Source organism: Pigmentiphaga kullae (assembly GCF_004216695.1).
Classification (GTDB): Bacteria; Pseudomonadota; Gammaproteobacteria; order Burkholderiales; family Burkholderiaceae_B; genus Pigmentiphaga; species Pigmentiphaga kullae.
This window is the reverse complement of the sequence record NZ_SGXC01000001.1, coordinates 1,752,190-1,773,659: the sequence shown is the minus strand read 5'-3', so window position 1 is coordinate 1,773,659 and position 21,470 is coordinate 1,752,190. Positions and strand designations below refer to the sequence as shown.

Annotated in this window: 20 protein-coding genes; 8 read left to right on the top strand and 12 right to left on the bottom strand. The window is 67.5% G+C overall.

All coding sequences use genetic code 11. From position 1 onward, the window contains the following. Window positions 1-3 precede the first annotated feature (3 nt). The 4 genes from allB to EV675_RS08715 form a co-directional block, all read right to left on the bottom strand. Complete coding sequence (allB, locus tag EV675_RS08730) at window positions 4-1,479, bottom strand: allantoinase AllB (protein WP_130356878.1); 1,476 nt, start codon at window positions 1,477-1,479, stop codon at window positions 4-6. Between the two features lie 11 nt (window positions 1,480-1,490). Beyond that, window positions 1,491-2,282: an SDR family NAD(P)-dependent oxidoreductase gene (locus EV675_RS08725; RefSeq protein ID WP_130356877.1), complete on the bottom strand. Its 792-nt coding sequence runs from the start codon at window positions 2,280-2,282 to the stop codon at window positions 1,491-1,493. A gap of 72 nt (window positions 2,283-2,354) precedes the next feature. Beyond that, entirely contained in the window at window positions 2,355-3,398 is a 1,044-nt protein-coding gene (locus EV675_RS08720; RefSeq protein ID WP_130356876.1) for an ABC transporter substrate-binding protein, read from the bottom strand. After that, window positions 3,395-4,234 (bottom strand): cysteine hydrolase family protein, encoded by an 840-nt coding sequence (locus tag EV675_RS08715; protein ID WP_130356875.1) that lies wholly within the window; start codon window positions 4,232-4,234, stop codon window positions 3,395-3,397. The genes EV675_RS08720 and EV675_RS08715 overlap by 4 nt, the downstream gene beginning before the upstream one ends. A gap of 336 nt (window positions 4,235-4,570) precedes the next feature. Here EV675_RS08715 and EV675_RS08710 point away from each other — a divergent pair, with 336 nt between their 5' ends. Further along, a complete protein-coding gene (locus EV675_RS08710; protein WP_130356874.1) occupies window positions 4,571-5,467 on the top strand; it encodes a LysR family transcriptional regulator in 897 nt (298 codons plus the stop codon). A gap of 21 nt (window positions 5,468-5,488) precedes the next feature. Here EV675_RS08710 and EV675_RS08705 read toward each other — a convergent pair whose 3' ends face one another. The 3 genes from EV675_RS08705 to EV675_RS08695 all read right to left on the bottom strand — a co-directional run bounded on the left by EV675_RS08705 (window position 5,489) and on the right by EV675_RS08695 (window position 8,429). Beyond that, window positions 5,489-6,715, bottom strand: coding sequence for an amidohydrolase family protein (locus EV675_RS08705; protein WP_130356873.1), 1,227 nt, complete (start codon window positions 6,713-6,715; stop codon window positions 5,489-5,491). Further along, entirely contained in the window at window positions 6,712-7,746 is a 1,035-nt protein-coding gene (locus EV675_RS08700; RefSeq protein ID WP_207221926.1) for an ABC transporter substrate-binding protein, read from the bottom strand. Before EV675_RS08700 ends, EV675_RS08705 begins: the two co-directional genes overlap by 4 nt. 209 nt (window positions 7,747-7,955) lie before the next feature. After that, window positions 7,956-8,429 carry a MarR family winged helix-turn-helix transcriptional regulator gene (locus tag EV675_RS08695; protein ID WP_130356872.1) on the bottom strand — a complete coding sequence of 158 codons (474 nt, stop codon included), beginning with the start codon at window positions 8,427-8,429 and terminating at the stop codon, window positions 7,956-7,958. Window positions 8,430-8,556: 127 nt separating this feature from the next. Here EV675_RS08695 and EV675_RS08690 point away from each other — a divergent pair, with 127 nt between their 5' ends. From EV675_RS08690 to EV675_RS08675, 4 genes are all read left to right on the top strand, one after another. Then, window positions 8,557-9,066, top strand: coding sequence for a flavin reductase family protein (locus EV675_RS08690; RefSeq protein ID WP_242621364.1), 510 nt, complete (start codon window positions 8,557-8,559; stop codon window positions 9,064-9,066). A 69-nt stretch (window positions 9,067-9,135) separates the two neighbouring features. Then, entirely contained in the window at window positions 9,136-10,368 is a 1,233-nt protein-coding gene (locus EV675_RS08685; RefSeq protein WP_130356871.1) for an acyl-CoA dehydrogenase family protein, read from the top strand. Between the two features lie 235 nt (window positions 10,369-10,603). Further along, window positions 10,604-11,584: a gamma-resorcylate decarboxylase gene (tsdA, locus tag EV675_RS08680; RefSeq protein ID WP_130356870.1), complete on the top strand. Its 981-nt coding sequence runs from the start codon at window positions 10,604-10,606 to the stop codon at window positions 11,582-11,584. Window positions 11,585-11,662: 78 nt separating this feature from the next. After that, window positions 11,663-12,898, top strand: a complete 1,236-nt coding sequence (locus tag EV675_RS08675) for an MFS transporter (RefSeq protein WP_130356869.1) — start codon at window positions 11,663-11,665, stop codon at window positions 12,896-12,898. Between the two features lie 90 nt (window positions 12,899-12,988). Here EV675_RS08675 and EV675_RS08670 read toward each other — a convergent pair whose 3' ends face one another. Genes EV675_RS08670 through EV675_RS08660 form a run of 3 tightly spaced genes read right to left on the bottom strand, consistent with a single transcriptional unit; the run spans window position 12,989 to window position 15,797 of the window. Further along, window positions 12,989-14,125 (bottom strand): deoxyguanosinetriphosphate triphosphohydrolase, encoded by a 1,137-nt coding sequence (locus tag EV675_RS08670; RefSeq protein WP_130356868.1) that lies wholly within the window; start codon window positions 14,123-14,125, stop codon window positions 12,989-12,991. A gap of 29 nt (window positions 14,126-14,154) precedes the next feature. Beyond that, a complete protein-coding gene (gene aroB / locus EV675_RS08665) occupies window positions 14,155-15,264 on the bottom strand; it encodes a 3-dehydroquinate synthase (protein ID WP_130356867.1) in 1,110 nt (369 codons plus the stop codon). Then, window positions 15,261-15,797 (bottom strand): shikimate kinase, encoded by a 537-nt coding sequence (locus EV675_RS08660; protein ID WP_130357959.1) that lies wholly within the window; start codon window positions 15,795-15,797, stop codon window positions 15,261-15,263. The genes aroB and EV675_RS08660 overlap by 4 nt, the downstream gene beginning before the upstream one ends. A gap of 287 nt (window positions 15,798-16,084) precedes the next feature. Between EV675_RS08660 and EV675_RS08655 the strand changes: the two genes are divergently transcribed. Continuing rightward, window positions 16,085-18,448 carry a penicillin-binding protein 1A gene (locus EV675_RS08655; RefSeq protein WP_130356866.1) on the top strand — a complete coding sequence of 788 codons (2,364 nt, stop codon included), beginning with the start codon at window positions 16,085-16,087 and terminating at the stop codon, window positions 18,446-18,448. A gap of 56 nt (window positions 18,449-18,504) precedes the next feature. On the opposite strand, the gene cyaY is transcribed toward EV675_RS08655, so the two are convergent. After that, a complete protein-coding gene (cyaY, locus tag EV675_RS08650; protein ID WP_130356865.1) occupies window positions 18,505-18,849 on the bottom strand; it encodes an iron donor protein CyaY in 345 nt (114 codons plus the stop codon). Window positions 18,850-18,913: 64 nt separating this feature from the next. Here cyaY and lptM point away from each other — a divergent pair, with 64 nt between their 5' ends. Together lptM and lysA are read left to right on the top strand one after the other, a co-directional pair. Beyond that, window positions 18,914-19,174: an LPS translocon maturation chaperone LptM gene (gene lptM / locus EV675_RS08645; RefSeq protein WP_130356864.1), complete on the top strand. Its 261-nt coding sequence runs from the start codon at window positions 18,914-18,916 to the stop codon at window positions 19,172-19,174. Further along, on the top strand, window positions 19,171-20,463 hold the full coding sequence (gene lysA, locus EV675_RS08640; protein WP_130356863.1) for a diaminopimelate decarboxylase: 1,293 nt from the start codon (window positions 19,171-19,173) through the stop codon (window positions 20,461-20,463). Before lptM ends, lysA begins: the two co-directional genes overlap by 4 nt. Before the next feature lie 22 nt (window positions 20,464-20,485). Here the strand turns inward: lysA and EV675_RS08635 are convergent, their stop codons facing one another. After that, the gene (locus EV675_RS08635) at window positions 20,486-21,391 is read right to left on the bottom strand and encodes a LysR family transcriptional regulator (RefSeq protein WP_130356862.1); all 906 of its coding nucleotides are present in this window, start codon (window positions 21,389-21,391) and stop codon (window positions 20,486-20,488) included. Window positions 21,392-21,470: the final 79 nt, after the last annotated feature.

Here is a 21,470-nt window from a genome sequence, read left to right as displayed (position 1 = left end):
GAATCATCCCCTGAGGAGAGACGGCGCGCCGATGCGCAGGGTGGCGGCCACGGGCCCGCCGCCGGCCGGCTTATCGAGGATGTTCGACGTGTAGGTCTCGACGTTGCGCGGCTTGGCGGCCGGCATGCGCTGCACGTCCTTGATCGACCGCCCCCACCCGGCGGCCTCCTCGACCAGCCGGCCATCGCGCATGACGAAGCGCCCGCGCACCAGCGTGTGCAGCGGATACCCCTTCACGGCGCGGCCGTTCCATGGCGAGATCTTGCTGATGCTGTGCAGCTTGCCTTCGGACAGCACCCCTTCGCGCTCCAGGTCCACGACGGCGATGTCCGCATGCGCGCCGGCGGCGATCACGCCTTTCGTGCCATAAAGCCCCCAGGCCTTGGCCGGGTTGACCGAACTCCAGCGCACATAATCCATGAGGCTTGCCCGACCTCGGCTGATTTCGGTCAGCATCAGCGGCATCTGCGTCTCCACGCCGGGAAAGCCGCAGTCGCATTGCCAGATATTGGGCCGGCTCTTCTCCTCCGGCGTGTGCGGAGCATGGTCGGTGGCGATCATGTCGATCACGCCCTCCATCAGGGCATCCCACAGCGGCTGGTTGTGATGAGGCTCCCGTATGGGCGGGTTCAGGCGCAGGATGCCGCCCAGGCGCGTCATGTCGCCGACGTTCAGCAATAGGTACTGCGGGCAGGTCTCGACCGTGACATCCACACCGCGCCGTTTGGCATCGCGCAGCAGGAACAGCGAATCGCGCGAGCTGTGATGGGCGATGTGCACCCGGGCCCCCGTCCATTCGGCCAGCGTCAGGACCCGGCCGATGGCCTCGATCTCGCACACTGCGGGCCGCGAGGCCAGATGGGCCATGGCGTCGATGCGGCCCGCCTCTTCCATGCGCTGCTGGCGGCGCGCCATGATGGAGGAGTTCTCGGCATGCACGACCGTGCGTATGCCCAGCGGCGCCAGTTTCTCGAACCCCTCCAGCAGCGCGCCGTCGGTCGGCGCGGGCAGATTGCCGAACGTATTGCCGACGAAGGCCTTGAAGCTGGTCACGCCCGCGTCCAGCAGTTCTTCCAGCCGGTCTATGGTGTCGTCGCCCAGGAGGCCATGGATGCCGTAGTCCACATACGAAGACTCCGCCGCCTTCTGCTTGATGCGCAGCGCCTCGACCGTGCCGGTGGCGGGATTGGTGTTGGGCATCTCGAACACGGTGGTGACGCCGCCGCAGGCCGCCGCCGCCGATCCGCTCTTCCAGGTTTCCTTGTTGGGATACCCCGGATCGCGAAAATGCACGTGGCTGTCGATCGCGCCGGGCAGGAGATACAGGCCGTCGGCCTGCAGCGTCTCGCGCGCGGAAGGCATCATATCGTCGTGGCCGACGGCGACGATGCGGCCATCGGCAATGGCGACCGACGCCTCGACGATCTGGTCGGGCGACACGATCCTGCCGCCACGGATGAGAAGATCCACCTGGCTCATGCGTCTTCTCCTTACAGTGCCGCCCAGCCGCCGTCGACCGGCAGGTCGACGCCGGTGATCTGGCGGGATGCCTCGCTGGCCAGGAAGAGGCAGGCCATGGCGACGTCCTCATCGGTGGAAACGCGGCGCAGCGCATAGTCGGCGGCATGGCGCGCCATGGCCTCTTCCAGCGGAATACCCTGCTTGCTCGCCAGGTCGGCGCAGACCTTCTCGCGAAAACGCGGGCCGTCGACCATGCCGGGAGCAACGCAGTTGACGTTGACGTTGTGCGGACCCGCCTCCAGGGCAAAGCTCTTGGTAATGCCCCGCAGGCCCCATTTCGATGCGGAATACGCCATGCGGCCGGCGCGGCCGCGCATGCCGAACGTACCTCCGACGTTGACGATCTTGCCGTAGCGCCGGCTGATCATGCCCGGCAGCACCGCGTGCATGGTGTTGAAGCAACCTTTCATGTTCAGGCCGACGATGTCGTCGAACTCCTCGGCGGTGGTCTCCCATCCGGTCTTGCCGATCGGGCCCGACCCGCCGGCAACGTTGACCAGGATGTCGACCCGGCCGAACAGCTCTTCGGCCTCCCGCCCCAGCGCCTCGGTCTGGCCGGCGTCGGTCAGGTCGCAACGGACCACCCTGACCCGCACCCCCAGCGCGCGCGCCTCGGCCGCGACCGGCTCGATGGCGGCGACATCCCGCCCGGCCAGCACCAGTGCGCATCCTTCGCGGGCGAAGGCCAGGGTGATCGCCCGGCCCATGCCTTTGGCGGGGCCGGTGATGACGGCCACTTTGTCTTTCAGCTGCAATTCCATGTTTTATCTCTCGTCCAATGCGGTAGTACTCGATCCCGCCCACGCCCGGCCGCCGCCGGCGCTGCGGGGGGTTCAGAAATGCGTGGGCCGCTCGGCGCGCGCCGGCAGGAAGCCGCGATCGAACACCGTCGATACGGCGGGCGTGCTGCCCAGCTGGTTGGCCTGCACCACGAGATCGATGGCCCGCTTCAGGCGGGCATCGTCCACGTCGCCGAGCCCGATCCTGGCGATCTCGGGATGGCTCATGTCGCGCTTCATGGTGGCCAGCAACTTCTCTTTCTCCAGGTCGGCCCTAAGCAGCGGTTCGCGCTTGAGCACCGCGGCGATACCGGCATCGGGATCGGCCACGACCTCCTTGAGCGCCTTGTTGAGCGCGCGCAGGAAGCCCTTGACCGCCTCGGGGTTCTCCTTGGCGAACTTGCGCGAGAACATGATGGTGTTGGAGTAGAGGTCCAGGCCGTAGTCGGCGTACTTGATGAAGCGCAGGTCCTTGTCGGGATCCATGCCGCTCAGCTTGGCGGCGAACCACACCGTGTTGACGTAGCCGAACACACCGTCGACCTGGTCGCGCAGCAGCATCTGCTCGCGCAGGTTGGGCGCCATGTTGTTGATCCTGACCTTGGCCGGGTCGAACCCCGCCACCTTCGCCAGCGTCGGGAACAGCTTCAGGGCGCCATCGGTGGCCGGCCCGCCAAGGGTGCGGCCTTCGAAGTCCCTGGGGCTCCGGATCGGACTGTCCTGCTTCACCACGACCGTGAACGGCGCGACGTTGTACAGCATGTAGACGGCCACCGGCGCATCGTCGGGGCGGCGCGCGGCAAAGTCGATCAGCGCGTTCATGTCGCCGAACGCAGCCGTATACGTGCCGGCGGCGACCTTGGGCACGCCGGCGGCCGATCCCTCGCCCTGGTCGATCTGGACATCGAGCCCCTCGGCCTTGAAATAGCCGCGCTCCTGGGCCAGGAAGAACCAGGCCTGAGCCCCCTCGTACTTCCAGTTCAAGGTCAGCTTGATCCGGGTCTGGGCATGGGCCGCCGCGGGAAGCGCCAGCAGGCACAATCCCAACGCGGCGGCACCGGCCGCGGCACGAGCCAGCCGTTTTAGACGATCGATCATGGAGCGACTCCCAGGGAGCGAGGGGTGGAGGAAAGCCCCGGCGATTGCGGAGCGTTGGCAGCCAAGGCGCCGGCCAGGTCTTGCGCGCTGGCGACAAAGCCGTGCAGTTGCCTGACCAGGAAATGAATGGCCTGGGTGACGTAGGCGGGCGACGGCGACCCGCAGGCATCGGCCAGGAGGATGTTGTCGTAGCCGAGAAACCCCGCGTCCTGCAGCGTGGAGAACACGCAGCGGTCGGTGTTCACGCCTGCGTAGAACAGTGTCGTGATGCCCTGCTGGCGCAGCAGGCTGTCCAGTTCGTTGTCCCAGAAGCCGCTGAGGCGATGCTTGTAGACGACCGCGTCGTCCGCCGCCAAGGGCAGTTCATCGACCACGCGCGCGCCCCACTCGCCGGCCACGACGCTGGGGCCGCGATCGTCGGGCGAGCGCTCGGCATAGCCCACGCCATCGGCGCTGCGCTTGCCCTTGAAAAGAAGCGTGGGACTCAGGTTGAGGCGATCGGCGCGCACGCCCCAGTTGAGCCAGACGACCCGGCCTCCCGCGGCACGCCAGGCCGGCAACAGCGCGGCAATGGCCGGGATGGGCGCGCGCATGGGCGAGACGTCCACGCCCTTCTGGCCGAACCAGCCGCTGGCATGACAGAAGTCATTCTGCATGTCGACCACGATCAACGCCGAGCGGGCAAGATCGAACTCCAGCGCCTGTCCGTCGGACGGCAGACGCAGCGGCCGGGGTGGGCGGGGCGAACGGACGAGACTCAGGCAATCGTCTCGTTGCGTCCAGGCGTTGTCCGGCGAAGGGCCGAAGGAATGGGTGAGAGCAGTCGGTACGGTCATGGTTGGGACGATGCGAGGGTCCCGGCGGATCCCGGAACATGATTTGCTCTATGCAATGACCGTACCCGTCCACCCGATTCAGCGATCCCGTTCAATGCCATTTAACGGACTACCCGTTGCCGTATCGGCAACGATGCGTAATCTGCCCGCGCCGCCCCTGGCGGGCGGCCTTTCCGCTCGGCAGGCCCCCTCGCCCATGCGGCGACCCCGCCGCCGCCGATGCGCCTCGGACACGTGCCGGCCCACGCACCAAATCGAAGCGGCATGCCCGCCGCCGGGCGGCCCGGGCCACGAAACGGTGCGCCCATCCTTTTCCCACTTCCAGGCCCTTCACTCATGAACCACCTGCGCTTTCTCCGCTACGTCGACGAAGTCGCCCGCGTCGGCTCCATCCGCCAGGCCGCCGAGCGGCTCCACGTCGCGCCGTCGGCCGTCAACCGCCGCATCCAGGACCTGGAGGAAGAACTGGGCACGCCCATCTTCGAGCGCCTTCCCCGGGGCATGCGGTTGACCACCGCGGGCGAGCTTTTCGTGCGCTACATACGCGGCCGGAGCGCCGAACTCGACGGCGTCCGGTCGCAGATCGAAGAATTGAAGGGAAAGCGCCGCGGCACCGTCCGGATAGTCGCCAGCCAGGCGCTCGGACCGGTCTACCTGCCCGGCGCGGTGTCCTCGTTCCGTGCCGCCCATCCGCTGGTCTCGTTCGAGGTGACCTTCGGCGATCACCTGCAGGCGCTCGAGGCACTGCGCGCTTTCGACGTGGATCTGGCGCTGGTCTTCAACCTCGCGCCGGAGGCCGACATCGAATCCATCAGGCAGTTCGACCAGCCCCTGGTCGCCCTGATGCACCGCAGCCATCCCCTGGCCGGGCAGCCCCGCGTCTACTTGCGCGACTGTGCCGACTACCCTGTCGTACTGCCCGATCGCGACATAGGCGGCCGCCAGTTGCTGGAGCGCTTCATGATGCGCAGTTCGGTCAAGCTGCGCCCGATGGTGGAAAGCAACTCGTTCGAATTCCTGCGCGGCTGCCTCTACTACCAGCAGGCCATTTCCTTCCAGATTGCCATCGGGGCGGTCACCGAGGGCGGGGAGCTGGTCGCGCGACAGTTGGAGGACCGGCATTTCCCCAGGGGCAAGCTGGTGCTGGCGAGTTTGCGGCACCGCCAGCTGCCGGTGATCGCGCATGCCTTCGTCGAGCACATCCAGCAGACGCTGGAGGCAGCCGAAGCTTGAGGCTCCGCCCCCGGGCGCGGATCAGACCACGCGCAGCGGCCCCGCCATGTGCATGCCGCGCTTGAACACGGCAAGCCGGGCCGCCTGCCGCAATATCGCGTCGGGCACGGAATGCGCATCCAGCAACACCAGATCCGCATGACGGCCAGGCTCCATGCCGTAGTCACGCAATCGCAGCATGCGCGCCGCATTGCCGGTCATGGTCGTCCAGATCCGCTCCAGTCCGGCGTTGTGGAGTTGGCGCGTGATCTGCGCGAGCAGCAGCATGGCCTTGAGCGGGTCGGCATCGCCATAGCGCACGAACGGATCGCGCATGTTGTCGGTGCCACAGGCCACGTTGACCCCGGCCTCCATCAACTCGAGCACGCGCGTGAGCCGCATGCGGGTCGGCAGTACGCAGACGTTCACCTCGGCGCGCCTGACGGCGTCGATCGCGTCGGCCGCCTCGGCATCGCCGACCGCGGCCAGCGATGCGATGTGCGATACCGCCACCCGCCCCTGCCATCCCTGCTCCAGCGTTTTGTGCGCCACATAGGGCAGGGTGAACGACTCGGGCGTATCCCAGTTGTCGAGGTGATAGTCGATGTCGCAGTCGTAGCGCGCGGCCAGCGCGAAGCTCGCGTCCACCTGGCGCTCGGGATCCGATGGCCACAGCGCCCGGTTGACGTTGCCGCCGACGATGCGCACGCCGGCCTCCAGGGCCTGCTCGATGTACGGTGCCGCGCCGTCCTCGATCGAGCCCGCGGTCTCGAACCAGCCTTCCTGGGGAAACGCGATGACCTGCACGTCCACCGCGCCGGCCAGCGCCCGGGCCGCCGCGCGCACGCCGGCCACGGCCCGCAGGCCGACATGGCGGTCAGCCTCGCAGTTGGTGCGCGCCGCGGTCGTGCCATGCGCCAGCCCCATTCGCAAGGACGCCGCCGCGCGGGCGGCGACGTCCTCCTCGGTGAAGCCGGCCTTCAGGCGGCGCACCGCCCGGATCGCCGCATCCAGGTCGGACGCGGCCACGGCGTCGTCCACCCGGTCGCTGGTCAGCGCCTTGTCCACATGGACATGAGGGTCGACGAAGGCCGTCGAGAGCAGCCGTCCGCCCGCGTCCCAGGCGTCGGCATATCGGCCGCCGTCGCCCTCCGGCGCGATCTCGGCAATGCGTCCCCCGGCCACGATCACGCGCCACCGCCCTTCGCGCCCGGGAAGGACCGCATTGCGGATGCCCCAGGCATCCGTTGCCGCCGGCACGGCCGTCATAGCGGCAGCTTGGCCGCGCGTTCGGCCTTGGGCGGCAGGAAGCTCCGGTTGAACACCTCGCCCACCGACGGCTTGCGGGGCAGGCCGTAGCTGTCGGCGATCTGATCGATGGCGCGCGCCATGCGCTCGTCCCGCACGTCGCCCAACCCGATTTCGGCCACCTCGGATGTCAGGATGGAATGCTTGAGAACGTACAGCATGCGGCGCTTCTCGATGCTCTTGTCGATCAGCGGTTCATTGCGCGCCAGGTTGTCGATGCAGGCGTCCGCCGCGGCGATGCATTCCTTCATCGCCCGATTGACCGCCTTCACCAGGCCACCCACCGCGCGCGGCTGCTCGGCCAGCAGCTTGGGAGATACCAGCACGCCATTGCTGTACAGATCGAGACCGTTGTCGTTGTAGAAGATCCAACGGATGTCCTTGTCCGGATCCACATGCTGGGCGACCAGGTTCATGTAGCTGGTGGCGGCGAATACCGCCGAGGCATCCACCTGCCCGCGCAGCAGCATCTGCTCCTGCAGGTTCGGGGCCATGTTGGTCCAGCTCACTTTCTTCTCGTCGATGCCGTTGCGCCTGGCGAGCGCGGTGAAGACCTTCAGCGCCGCCGCGCCCGCGGGCGACCCCAGCGTCTTGCCCTCGACGTCCTTGAGCGTCTTGATGGGCCCGTCGGCCTTGGTGATCAGCGCAAACGGCGCCTGGTTGTAGATCATGTAGACCATGACCGGCGCCTCGCCGGGCTTGGACGCGGCGTTCTGGATGATGGCGTTCACGTCGCCCACGCCCGCCTGGTAGCCCCCGGACATGACGCGTGTCACCGCCGCCGCCGACCCGTCGCCCTGGTCGATGGCCACGTCCAGGTTCTCGTCCTTGAAATAGCCCTTGTCCCTGGCCCAGTAGAACCAGGCATGAACACCCTGGATCTTCCAGTCCAGCATGAATCTGATCTTGGCGGGCGACTGCGCGGCGGCGGGCAAGGCGCACGCCAGGGCGACCAGGCCGGCGCCCCGGGTAATCCAGCGAAAAATAGACATGTCGGATCGTTCCTTCGATAAGGTTTCGACCCGGAAGGCAATCCGCCTCGCTGCTACGAGCGGCGGGATGCCCGCTGGTGGTGCATGCGGGGCCCCGCTCCAGGCCACGCCCGACTCATGCATACCTTGTGCCAGTTGGCGTACTCGAACCCTGCCTTTTCACGGCCCGTCCGTTGCCGTATTGGCAACGGACGGGCGGGCTGGCGTGCTCAGTGTCCGGATTTGCGCTTGCCGCCCGGTTCCAGCAGCCGCGGATCGAGCGCGTTCAGGTGTTCGTAGATGTCGAGCATGGCCGACTTCAGCCGGGCCACTTCGCTCCTGCCGAAACTGTGAATGGCCACTTCCTCGAACTCGACAGCCTGCGGAATCAGTTCTTCCGCCAGCCGTCTTCCTTCCACGGTGAGATTGATCGCTACGGCGCGCGCATTGTCCTCCAGCCGGTTCCGGACCACCAGGCCGCGCTCCTCCATGGTGCCGACCAGCCGCGACAGCGACGACACCTCCAGCGTGGTCGCCTTGCCCAGTTCGTTCAGTCTCTGGTCGCCCGTCTCCCATAGCGACACCAGCACGCGATACATCGGCAGCGTGAGGTCATAAGGCTTGAGCCGCTTGCTGAACAACTCGCCTATGCGCACACCCACGCGGTTGAGCAAGTAGGGAAAGGAATCGGTCAATCGATACATGGTCAAGGCTGCGCTCAGGAACCGGGGCAGAGAAAACCCCTATCTGATTTGAACTTTACAATAGTTGTATTTTCAATTGTTGTATGTGAAACTTTACGAACAGCACAAAGAACATGGAGGAAGACATATGGCCGCCACGCCTTCCGGCAACATGCAAGCCGCATTTCGCCAGGCCATGCGCAGCATCGCCGCCACCGTCTCCATCATCACCGCTGGCGACCGCGAGCGCGGCCATGGCATGACCGCCACCGCGGTCACCTCTGTATCGCTCGATCCCGCGGCGCTGCTGGTCTGCATCAATAACCGCACGCTGCTGCATCACATCATGTCCTCGACCGAGCGGTTCTGCGTCAACGTATTGGCGCAGGAGCACCAGGACCTTTCCGCCGCCTTCAGCGGCGCGGTCGCATCCGGCGAACGGTTTGCCCTGGGCGACTGGGCCGAAACCGAAGAAGGCATCAAGCACCTGGCCTCGGCGCAGGCTCGCATTTTCTGCGTCAAGAAACTCGCCGTTCCTTTCGGCACGCACACCGTCTTCATCGGCGAGGTCGACGACGTGCAGTTGTCAGACCGCAGCGCCCCGCTGCTTTACCAGAACGCAACTTATTGCCGCGCGATCCCCATGGCGTCGGGCTAGCGCATTTCCACTCTCTTGCACCGCGTACCGGGAGGCCGGTCATTCATGTACACAACTCGGAGGACCATCATGAGCAGTTTCGCGGAACACGCAATTCTGTCGCCGCCGGGCGGCACGGACGCTCCCTCCCCGACCCTCGTCGCCGCATTGCGCGAGCTGGCGCCCGGCTTGCGCGCCGCTGCGCGAGAAGTGGAGGCCGCACGCCGCATACCCGTTGCTCACATGGAACTCGTGCGCGCCACCGGCTTTTTCGACTTGGTCAAGCCGGCTGAATACGGCGGCGCCGAGCAAAGCTTCGCAGCGCTGGTCGAGGCCAATCTACTCCTCGCGCAGCACTGCGCATCGACCGCCTGGGTGTGCGGCCTGCTGGCCGCGCATCAATGGCTGCTGGCGGGCTTTCCGGCGGAAGCGCAGCACGACGTCTGGGGCGCCGACCCCGATGCGCTGCTATGCGGATCGTATGCACCGGCAAGCCGGGCGCAGCCGACCCCAGGCGGCCTGCGGTTGAGCGGAAGCTGGAGCTTTGCCAGTGGTTGCGAGAACGCCCGGTGGGCGCTCTGCGCCGCCATGGTGCCGTGCGCCGACGATCCGGCTCGCCTGGAGCCAGCCTTCCTGCTGGTACCCGCGGCGGACTATCGCATCGTCGACACATGGGATGTGGTCGGGCTGGCGGGCACGGGCAGCAAGACACTGGTGCTCGACGATGTGTACGTGCCTGCACATCGTCTGCTGACCTTCGCCCAGACCACGTCGGGCAACACTCCAGGCGCGGCGCATTACCGGCCAGTCCCTGGCTACCGCATTCCCATGCTGACCGTCATTCCCTCGTGCCTGGCCTCGGTCGCGGTAGGAGCCGCGCAGGGGGCACTCGACGAGTACGTAGCGGCCGTCAGCGGCCGCGTCACCCGCGGCGCGGTGGCCGGCGCGCATCAGAAGATGGCCGAGTTCGCCACCGTCCAGTTACGCGTCGCGGAAGCGGCAGCCAGCGCGGACGCGGCGCGGGAGATACTTCTACGCGACCTGCGCTGGGTCACCGCCAGGGTCGGCGGTGGCCATGCCGTGACCGAGGAAGACCGCATCGTTTGCCGGCGCGGCCAGTCGTTCGCGGTATCGCTGGCGCTGCAGGCGATCGAGGCCCTCAACGCGTCCACCGGCGGCGCGGGCCTGCAGATGGACAACCCGGTGCAGCGGGCCTGGCGCGACATCAACGCGGTCGGCCGCCACATCAGCATGAACTGGGATGCGGTGGGCACGATGTACGGTCAGATGGCGCTCGGGTTGACGCCGCGCGGGCAATATTGACCCCCCCCTACGCCCTTCGGGCGCCCCCCAGGGGGCGATGCGGGTGGACCGGCGGAGCCGGATCCACCGCATCCTGGGTCTAGTACCCGTTTCTTGGGTTGTGGCGCCGGTGCTTCGCTGGCTGCCAGCGGTAGCAGTGGCGTGACACCTCAAGAAGCTCGTACTAGATCCCGGGCACCGCGTGCTGCGTGAATTGGGATCTTGCATTTTCTGACTGCATGTAAAGGAGAGAGGAATGAAAGGAAAAATCGCGCTGGAAGAACATTTCGCCACGGAAGAGACCCTGATGGATTCGGCGGGCTTCGTGCCGGAGAAGGACTGGCCGGAGCTGAAGTCGCGGCTGCTCGATATCCAGGACAGGCGGCTGCGCTTGATGGACGAGCATGGCATCGAGGTCATGATCCTGTCGCTGAACGCGCCGGCGGTGCAGGCCATCGGGGACCACAGCAAGGCGCATGAGACGGCCCGCAGGGCCAACGACTTCCTGGCCGAGCAAGTGGCCAAGCGGCCGGACCGGTTCCGCGGCTTTGCCGCGCTGGCCATGCAGGAGCCGGAACTCGCGGCGGCCGAACTGGAGCGCTGCGTGAAGGACCTGGGTTTCGTCGGCGCGCTGGTCAACGGATTCTCCGAAGACGTACGGCATTCCAAGCCGCTGTACTACGACATGCCGCAGTACCGGCCGTTCTGGGCAACCGTCCAGACGCTCGACGTCCCGTTCTACCTGCATCCGCGCAATCCATTGCCACTCGACGCCGGCATCTACGACGGACACGGCTGGCTGCTCGGACCGACGTGGGCATTCGGGCAGGAAACGGCGGTGCATGCCCTGCGGCTGATGGGCTCGGGCCTCTTCGACCAGTTTCCGGCGCTGCGCATCATCCTGGGCCACATGGGAGAAGGCCTGCCCTACAGCATGTGGCGCATCGACCACCGCAACGCCTGGCTCAAGGCCAAGCCGAAGTATCCGGCCAAGAGAAAGATCGTCGACTACTTCAACGAGAACTTCTACCTGACCACCTCGGGCAACTTCCGCACGCAGACGCTGATCGACGCCATCCTCGAGATCGGCGCCGACCGCATTCTGTTCTCCACCGACTGGCCGTTCGAGAACATCGACCATGCGGCCGAATGGTTCGACTCAACCAGCATCAGCGAAGCCGACCGGCTCAAGATAGGCAGCGCCAATGCGGCGCGGCTGTTCAAGCTGGACCGGTAATCGCGCCCCCGCGGCCGGACATCGCATCCGGCCGGCAATCCCATCCCATAGATGGCCCGAGCCATCAGGAGGAAGACAATGAAGACGATCAATCGATGGTGGATCGTGGTCGGATCCGTGTTCGGCCTGTTGGTCGGCAATGGTCCCATCATGCAATTCACCTTCGGCGTGTTTCTGCTGCCGGTCACCAAGGAGTTCAACTGGTCGCGTTCCACCACATCGCTGGCCCTGGTGATCGGGCTGTGCGTGACCGCGCTATGCGTGCCGCTGGCCGGAAGGCTCGCCGACCGCCACGGCGTGCGCGCCGTCACCCTGCCGGCCATCACGCTGTTCGCGCTCTCGATGGTCGCGCTGGCCTTCCTGGCCGACACGCCCGCGAAGTTCATGATCATCTATGCGCTGATGGGCATCGCCGCAGCGGGCCAGACGCCCCTTCCCTACGCCAAAGCCATTGCCGCCTGGTTCGATGACAAGCGTGGGCTGGCGCTGGGCGTGGCCATGTCCGGCGTCGGCCTCGGAGCGGCGCTGGTTCCCCAGTTCGCCCAGGCGCTGGTCACGCACGTGGGCTGGCGTGGCGCATACGTCGGGCTGGCGGCGCTCACCTTCGTTGTCGGATTTACCGCAGTCGGCCTGGCGGTGCATGAACCGCCCCAGCGCACTGCGGCCGCCGGCCTGCCTGCGTTGCCCGGACTGACCGGCCGTCAGGCGCTGCGCAGCCCCCTGTTCTGGAAACTGGCCATCGCCTTTGCGGGCGTCGCCCTCGCCACGAACGGCGTTATCGCCCACGTGGTTCCGTTGCTGGTCGACCGCGGCATTGCCGCCACGCTCGCCACCTCGGCGCTGGGCTTCGCCGGTCTCGCGCTCATCGGAGGCAGGCTGCTGGCGGGCTTCCTGCTCGACCGCATCTTCGCGCCCTACGTCGCGGCCTTCTTCTTCCTGGTCCCGGTCGCCGGCATCACCCTGCTACTCGCCAACCCGTTGCCCGCCTATGCGGCCGTCGCGGTCGTGCTGATAGGGCTGGGCCTGGGCGCGGAAGTGGACCTGATCGCCTTCCTGCTGTCGCGCTACCTGGGCTTGAAGAGCTTCGGCGAGATCTATGGCTATCTGTTCGCCGCCTTCATGGCGGGGTCCGGCGCAGGCCCCTATGTCATGGGGTTCGCGTTCGACGCGACCGGAAGCTATTCGTCGGCATTGACTGGATTGAGCCTGGTCCTGCTGGCTTCCGCGATGCTGGTGCTGCGGCTCGGCGCCTATGCCTACCCGCGACAGAATAGCGGCGGCAATCGGTCGGAGGTGTTGCAGGGAACGCATTGACGAGCACGGCCTCACCGCGATGTAACGGGAAGCGGGGAGGATGGTAGCGCTTTGCACCTGCAGGCGCCTCCTCCCGACTGCTCCGGACCGCTACTCGTCGCTGACCAGAAACAACCGCCGGTGCTCCTTGATCGCATACCGGTCCGTCATCCCCGCGATGTAGTCGGCGATCGCGCGCGGCTGGTCGACGTTGGCGCGCGCCTGGTACTGCGGCGGCAGCAGGCGCGGGTCCTCCAGGAAGGCGATGAACAGATCGCGCAGCACGCGCTTGGCCTTGGTGGTCATGCGCAGCACGCGGTAGTGGCGATACAGGTTGTCGCGCAGGAATACCTTGAGCTCCTCGGCCTCCGCCTTCACGTCGGGGCTGAAGCCGGCCAGCGGCGGCGCACGGCGCACGTCGTCGATGGAGGCGGGCTGGTGCCGGGCGATGCGGGCCGCCGTGGTTTCGGTCAGGTCGATGATCAGGGTGTTGATCATGCGCCGCACGGTTTCGGTAATGGCGCGGCGTTCGGGCAGGTCCGGGTAGCGCTGCACGACTTCGGCATGATGGCGGCCGAAGATGCCGACCTGCCTCATCTGTTCGAGCGAGACCAGGCCGGAGCGCAGGCCGTCGTCGATGTCGTGATTGTTGTAGGCGATCTCGTCCGACAGATTGGTCAGTTGCGCTTCCAGCGAAGGCTGGGTGCGGTTCAGGAAGCGCTCGCCCACGTCGCCCAGCCGGGCCGCCCGGGTCAGCGAGCAATGCTTGAGGATGCCCTCGCGCGTCTCGAAGCACAGGTTCAGGCCGTTGAAGTCGCCGTAGCGTTCTTCCAGTTCGTCCACCACGCGCAGGCTTTGCAGGTTGTGCTCGAAGCCGCCGGCCTCGGGCGCGAATTCCTGCATGCAGGCGTGCAGCACATCCTGTCCGGCATGGCCGAAGGGGGTGTGGCCCAGGTCATGGGCCAGGGAAATGGCTTCGACGAGGTCTTCGTTCAAGCCCAGGTTGCGCGCGATGGACCGCGCGATCTGCGCCACCTCCAGGCTGTGCGTGAGCCGGGTGCGGAACAGGTCGCCCTCGTGGTTGACGAAGACCTGGGTCTTGTACTCCAGCCGCCGGAAGGCGTTGGAATGGATGATGCGATCGCGGTCGCGCTGGAATTCGGAGCGTCCCTGGGGCGGGGCTTCGGGGTGGCGCCGGCCGCGGGTGGCGGCCGGGTCGGCGGCGTAGGGAGCGAGGACTTGGGGCATGAACGTCGGGGCTCCTCCGAGCGGTGGGGTCAGGCAAGCGTGGCTGGTTGCTCGCCCGCTGTCCTGGCGACGGTCCGGTCCAGGACCTGCCGGACCAGGCCGGCCTCGGCCGGGGTCCGTACCGCTTCCCCCAGCCTGGGCAAAAGGATGAAGCGGATCTGGCCGGCTTCGGTCTTCTTGTCGCCCTGCATCAGGTCGAACCAGCGGTCGGTGCCCAGGTCGGGCGCGTAGACGGGGCAGCCGATGGCCAATACCAGGCCGCGGATGCGTTCGGCGTCGGACTGCGGCAGCCCGGCGGCACGCGCGGACAGTTCGGCCGCCTGCACCATGCCGCAGCCGACGGCCTCGCCGTGCAGCCAGGCGCCGAAGCCCAGCCCGGCCTCGATGGCGTGGGCGAAGGTGTGGCCGAAGTTCAGGATGGCGCGCAGGCCGGTTTCCCGTTCGTCCTGCGAGACGACGTAGGCCTTGAGTTCGCACGAGCGGGCGATGGCGACGGCCAACGCGCCCGGCTCGAGCGCGCGCAGGTCCTGGGCGTGGGCCTCGCACCAGGCGAAGAAGTCGGCGTCCAGGATGGCGCCGTACTTGATGACTTCCGCCAGCCCGGCGGACACTTCGCGCGCCGGCAGCGTGGACAGCACGTCGGTGTCGATTTCCACGGCGATCGGCTGGTAGAACGCGCCGATCATGTTCTTGCCGATGGGGTGGTTGACGGCGGTCTTGCCGCCCACCGAGGAGTCGACCTGCGACAGCAGCGTGGTGGGCACCTGGATGAAGCGGATGCCGCGCATGTAGACCGCCGCGGCGAAGCCGGCGATGTCGCCGATCACGCCGCCGCCCAGCGCGACGATGACGGCCTTGCGGTCGCAGTGCCGGGCCAGCATGGCGTCGAAGATCAGGTTCAGGGTCTGCCAATCCTTGTATTGCTCGCCATCGGGCAGTTCGATGCGCAGGATGGGCCGGCCGGTGGCCGCCAGAGCCTGCTCGGCGCGTTCGGCGTACAGCGCCGCCACGGTGGGGTTGGTGACCACGACCAGGGTGGTGGCGTCGGCCGGCACGGCCTCGGCCAGGCGATCGAGGCGGCCGGGGGCGATCCGTATGGGATAGCTTCCGCCCGGCGTCTCGACACGGACTTCTTTCATAGACACTCCAGCGGGGGCAGGTCGTCGGCGGGCGGCCGGACCGGCTTGTTGCAGGTTGCGAGCATGGGCAGGATGCGGCCGACCAGCCGCGCCACCGACACCTTGCCGGTGTCGACGACCAGGTCGGCGATTTCCTCGTACAGCGGTTCGCGCTGGCGCAGCAGCTCGGTGATGCGGCCCAGCGGGTCGGCCGTCTGCAGCAGCGGCCGGTTGCGGTCGTAGCGGGTGCGCTGGTAGAGCTCCTCGGCCCTGGCCCGCAGGTAGACGACCGTGCCGCGCTGCTGGAGCATGCGGCGGTTTTCCTCGGCCAGCACGGCGCCGCCGCCGGTGGCCAGGACCACCCCGGAAATCCGGCTGCACTCGTCCAGCGCGTGGGTTTCGCGGCGCCGGAAGCCGGCCTCGCCTTCCAGCTCGAAAATCGTGGGCACCCGGACCCCGCAGCGCTCTTCCAGCACCAGGTCCACGTCCAGGAACTGGCGCGACAGCGCCCGGGCCAGGCCGCGGCCGATCGTGGTTTTGCCCGCCCCCATCATGCCGACGAGGAAGACGGGCGGCACGAATACCGTGCCTGACGGCCCCGTGGCGGCGGCCGCGCATGAATCGTAAGAGACCTGATCCACTAGCTCGTGAGGCCGAAGCCACAGAAAGATATCGATATAAGATGCATTATCCCGCAAGAGGGCCGGAAGCGGAAAATCGGCCCCCCGGCGCCGGCACACCAACTGTTACAGGAACGCCCGGGCCGCCGGGCGGTCTATAAGCCGATCCGTTTCGATGTTCCTATAATGGGTCTCGTCCTCGCACGAGAAGCTGCTTCCTCATGTCCCGTATTCTCCTGAAGGTCGCCGGCGTTCTGGCCGGGCTGGCCGTTTGTGGCGCCCTCCTGGTGGGGCTGGCGCTAGCGCTCGCCTACCCGAACCTGCCCGACCTCGACGCCCTGACCGACTACCACCCCAAGATGCCGCTGCGCATCTATACCGCGGATAACGCCCTGATCGGCGAATTCGGCGAGGAAAGGCGCAACGTGGTGCGCATCCGCGACGTGCCGGATGTGCTGAAATCGGCGATCTTGTCGGCAGAAGACGACCGTTTCTACCAACATGGCGGCATAGACTGGTCCGGCGTCATGCGCGCGGCCCTCACCAACATGGTGAATCTGTCCAAGAGCCAGGGCGCCAGCACGATCACCATGCAGGTGGCACGGAATTTCTATCTGTCGTCGGAAAAGACCTGGACCCGCAAGCTCTACGAGATCCTGCTGACCTTCAAGATCGAGGCCAACCTGACCAAGGACCAGATCCTGGAGCTCTACATCAACCAGATCTACCTGGGCCAGCGCGCCTACGGCTTCGCCTCGGCCGCCCGCATCTACTACGGCAAGCCGCTGTCGGAAATCACCGCCGCCGAGGCCGCGATGCTGGCCGGCATCCCCAAGGCCCCGTCGCGCTACAACCCCGTGGTCAACCCGACCCGCGCCAAGCTGCGCCAGCAATACGTGCTGCAGCGCATGCTGAGCCTGGGCTACCTGACCGAACCCGAATACCGCGCCGCGCTGGACGAAAAGCAGCAGGTCCGGCAACTGGGCGGGGAATTCGGCGTGCGCGCCGAATACGTAGCCGAGCTGGCGCGCCAGCTGGTCTACGACATCTATAAGGAAGAGACCTACACCCGCGGCCTGAACGTCTACACGACCGTGAACCGCGACATGCAGGATGCCGCCTACGACTCCCTGCGCGACGGCGTGCTGGACTACGAGCGCCGCCACGGCTACCGCGGCCCCGAGGCCTTCGTCGACCTGCCCAGCGGCATCGACAACAACCCCGAGAAGCTGAACGAGGCCGTCGACGACGCCCTGAACGACTACCCCGACAGCGACACCCTGCTGTCCGCCGTGGTCCTGGCCGCCGATGCCAGCAAGGTCCGCGTGGCCCGCAGCTCGGGCGAGATCATCGACATCGCCGGCAAGGGGCTCAAGTTCGTCCAGCCGGCGCTGTCGGCCAAGGCCCAGCCCTCGGTGCGCATCCGCCGCGGCGCCATCGTCCGCATCCTGAAGACCGGAAACGAGTGGGAAATCCTGCAGACGCCCCAGGTCCAGGCCGCCTTCGTCTCCACCGACCCGCAGAACGGCGCCATCCGCGCCATGGTCGGCGGTTTCGATTTCCACAGCGGCAAGTTCAACCGCGTCACCCAGGCCTGGCGCCAGCCCGGCTCCAGCTTCAAGCCCTTCATCTACGCGGCCTCGCTGGAACGGGGCCTGACCCCCGCCACCATCATCTCCGACGACCCCTTCGTGCTCGAAGCCTCGGCCACCGGCTCGCAGCGCTGGGAACCCAAGAACTACGACGGCAAGAATGAACCGCCCATGACCATGCGCCAGGGGCTGGCCAAGTCCAAGAACATGGTGTCGATCCGCGTGCTGCAAAGCATCGGCCCGCAGTACGCCCAGGACTACATCACCCGCTTCGGCTTCGACGCCGCGCGCCACCCCGCCTACCTGACCATGGCGCTGGGCGCGGGCTCGGTCACGCCGCTGCAAATGGCCGGCGCCTATTCCGTATTCGCCAACGGCGGCTATCGCGTCACCCCCTACCTGATCGACAAGGTCACCGACAGCACCGGCCGCGTCCTGATGCAGGCCCGCCCGACCAAGGCCGGCGACGAATCGCTGCGCGCCATCGATGCCCGCACCGCCTACATCGCCGATTCCATGCTGCGCGACGTGGTGCGCACCGGCACCGCCCGCGCCGCCCTGTCGCTCAAGCGCCAGGACGTGGCGGGCAAGACCGGCACCACCAACAACTCGGTGGACGCCTGGTTCGCCGGCTACACCCCCGGCCTGGTGGGCGTGGCCTGGCTGGGCTACGACCAGCCCCGCTCGCTGGGCGTGCGCGAAACCGGCGGCGGCGCCGCCATGCCCATCTGGCTCAAATACATGCAGCGCGCGCTCAAGGAAATCCCCCAGCGCGAACAGCCCATGCCGTCCGGCATCATCGTGCAGAACGGCGATTACTACTTCGCCGAATTCCCGCCCGGCCAGGCCGTCGCCTCCGTCGGCCTGCCGCCCCCCTCCACCGATCCCATGTCGCGGCTGATCGACAGCCTGGGCAACCTGATCAATGGCAATGGCGGCAGTTCGTCGGGCAGCAGCGGCGGCGCCAACAACCGCCAGGAATACCTGCCCTAACCGTCTTTACACCCGCCCGCGCCCCGCGGGCGGCCGCTCCCAAGCCCCAACCGGGCTCAAAGCCTGACCGGCAGCTCCTCGACCACGACTTCCTCCCCCGACTGCTCGGAACAAATCCGAGACAACGCCCGCGCCAGCTCCTCCCCCGACCGCGTATCCAGCCACTTCCCGTCCTTCAGGCGATAATGGAACCCACCGCTGCGCGCCGCCACCCACATTTCCTGCATCGGCGCCTGGCTATTGACCACCGCCTGGCTGCGATCCGCGAAGGTCAGCGTCAGCACGTTGCCGCTGCGCGTCGCCTCGATATCGATGTCGCGCTGCTCGAACCACACGTCGGCCTGCCGCTCGATGGAATCGAGAATGGCGTCGGCCAAGGCAAGAAACTCGCTTTCGTTCATAATTTCGACTATGTCCGACATGAAACCCACGCGCCCTGCGCGCGCCGCATGCCCAGACCTCTCGTTGGTTGCTGATACCGGCATTGTAGCCAGCGGCGCCCGGCCGGCCCTGCGCCGCCTGGTCCCGCTGCTGGCGGCCCTGCCGCTCGTGCTGCTGGCCGCCTGCGGCATCAAGGGCCCGCTCTACCTGCCGGCCACGCCCGCGCCCACGGCGTCAGCGCCGGCCGCGCAGCCCGCCCCCGCGCCAGCCTCCAAGACCACGGGCGATATCGACGACATTTCCCGGCGCAACGAATCCCTCTCGCATACCCCCCTGACACAATGACCACCCCCGTTTCCCTGCCCACCCCGGTCGGCAGCCCCCACTTTGCCTATCGCGACGGCGTGCTCCACGCCGAAGGCGTCTCCGTGGCCCTGCTGGCCGACAAGCTGGGCACGCCGCTATACGTCTATTCGCGCGCCGCGCTGCATGCCGCCTACGACGCTTACCGGCGCGGCATCGGCTCGCGCGACGTGCTGGTCTGCTACGGCATGAAGGCCAACTCCAACCTGGCGGTGCTGCGCGAGTTCGCGCGCATGGGGGCCGGTTTCGACATCGTGTCCGCGGGCGAACTGCAGCGCGTGCTGGCGGTGGGCGGCGATCCGGCCAAGGTGGTCTTCTCGGGCGTGGGCAAGCAGGCCGCCGAGATGCGCCTGGCGCTGGAAGCCGGCGTCAAATGCTTCAACGTCGAATCCGTGCCCGAACTGCACCGCCTGTCCGAGGTCGCGCACGCAATGGGCAAGCGCGCCCGGGTCTCGCTGCGCGTGAACCCCGACGTCGATCCCAAGACCCACCCCTACATCTCGACCGGGCTGAAGGAAAACAAGTTCGGCATCGCCATCGACGACGCCCCCGCCGCCTACCGGACCGCGGCCGCGCTGCCCGGCATCGAGATCGTGGGCGTCGATTGCCACATCGGCTCGCAAATCACCGAGACCGCGCCCTTCCTGGACGCGCTGGACAAGCTGCTCGACCTGCTGGACAAGCTGGCCGCCGACGGCATCCAGGTCGAGCACCTGGACCTGGGCGGCGGACTGGGCATCCGCTATGCCGACGAAACCGCGCTCGCTCCGGCCGACCTGCTGTCCCGCGTGTTCGAGCGCATCGACGCGCGCGGCTACGGTTCGCGCCAGATCGTGCTGGAGCCCGGCCGCTCGCTGGTCGGCAACGCCGGCCTGCTGGTGACGCGCGTGGAGTATCTCAAGCCTACGGAAGCGAAGAACTTCCTGATCGTCGACGCGGCCATGAACGACCTGATCCGTCCGACGCTGTACGAGGCCTACCACGGCGTGCTGGCCGTGGCCCCCCGCGCGGGCGAGGCGGCCGGACGCTACGACGTGGTCGGGCCGGTGTGCGAAAGCGGCGACTGGCTGGCCAAGGACCGCGATCTGGCCGTACGCGAAGGCGACTACCTGGCCGTGGAGTCGGCGGGCGCCTACGGCATGGTCATGGCCAGCAACTACAACACCCGCCCCCGCGCCGCCGAGGTCATGGTGGACGGCGACCACTATCACGTCGTGCGCGCCCGCGAGACCGTCGCGCAATTGCTGGCGCTGGAATCGACCCTGGGCTGACCGGCCCCCGGGCCGCGCGAGGTCATTCCTCGCGCGGTTCCGCGCAGGCCGCACGCAACGCATCGGCGACCTGCCTGGCCTGCGGCGTGGGCGAGCGGTGGACGTGCAGCAGCACCTGGGTGCGGGCATCGCATTCGGCCAGCGCCACCAGGCGCACGTCGGCCCGCGCGTCGGCCGCCATGTCCGCCGGCACCAGCGCGACGCCGAACCCCAGCTCCACCAGCCTCAACAGGGTTGCCTTGCGGGACACCGCCTGGGCGGCCTCGGGAAAGAATCCGGCCTGCCGGCACAGCTCCACCACCCGATAGCTCAATCCGCCCCGATGGGGATGCGGCAGCGACACGAAGCGTTCGCCGCGCAAGGCGTGCAGCGGTACCTCCCGCCGCGTCGCCAGCGGGTGCCCGGGCGGCACGGCCAGCACCAGCGCTTCTTCGTACAGGACCTCCGTCAGCACGTCGGGCAGTTGCCGCAGCACGGGCGCGCGCGCCAGCCCCAGGTCCGCGCGGCCATCCTGGATATCCTGCGCCTGTTGCTCCGACGATGCGGTCGAGATCGACAGACTGACGCCGGACCGGCGCGACAGGTGGCGCCGCAGCGGCGCCAGCAGCGCCCGGCCCAGCGGCACGGAACTCGAATGCAGCAGCGCCACGCTGCCCTGCACGCCGCGCTCGGCCTGGCGGGCCCGGCTGGCCATCTCGCCCAGGCCCGCCAGCATGCGCACCGCGTCCCCGTGGAAGGCCCGGCCCGCCGCCGTCATTTCCACCTGCCGCGTGGTGCGCGCCAGCAGCGCCACCCCCACCTCTTCCTCCAGCAATTTGATCTGCCGGCTCAGCGCCGACTGCGCGATGTGCAGCCGCTCGGCCGCCTCGCTGAAGCTGCCGGCCTCGACGATCGCCACGTAGTATCCAAGCTGCCTGACCGAGATCATTTATCGCGCAAAGAGATGGGTGAGGCCTGATTTTAGAATTGGACCGCCGCGCGCCCAGGGCCCAGACTGCGGCCGTTGC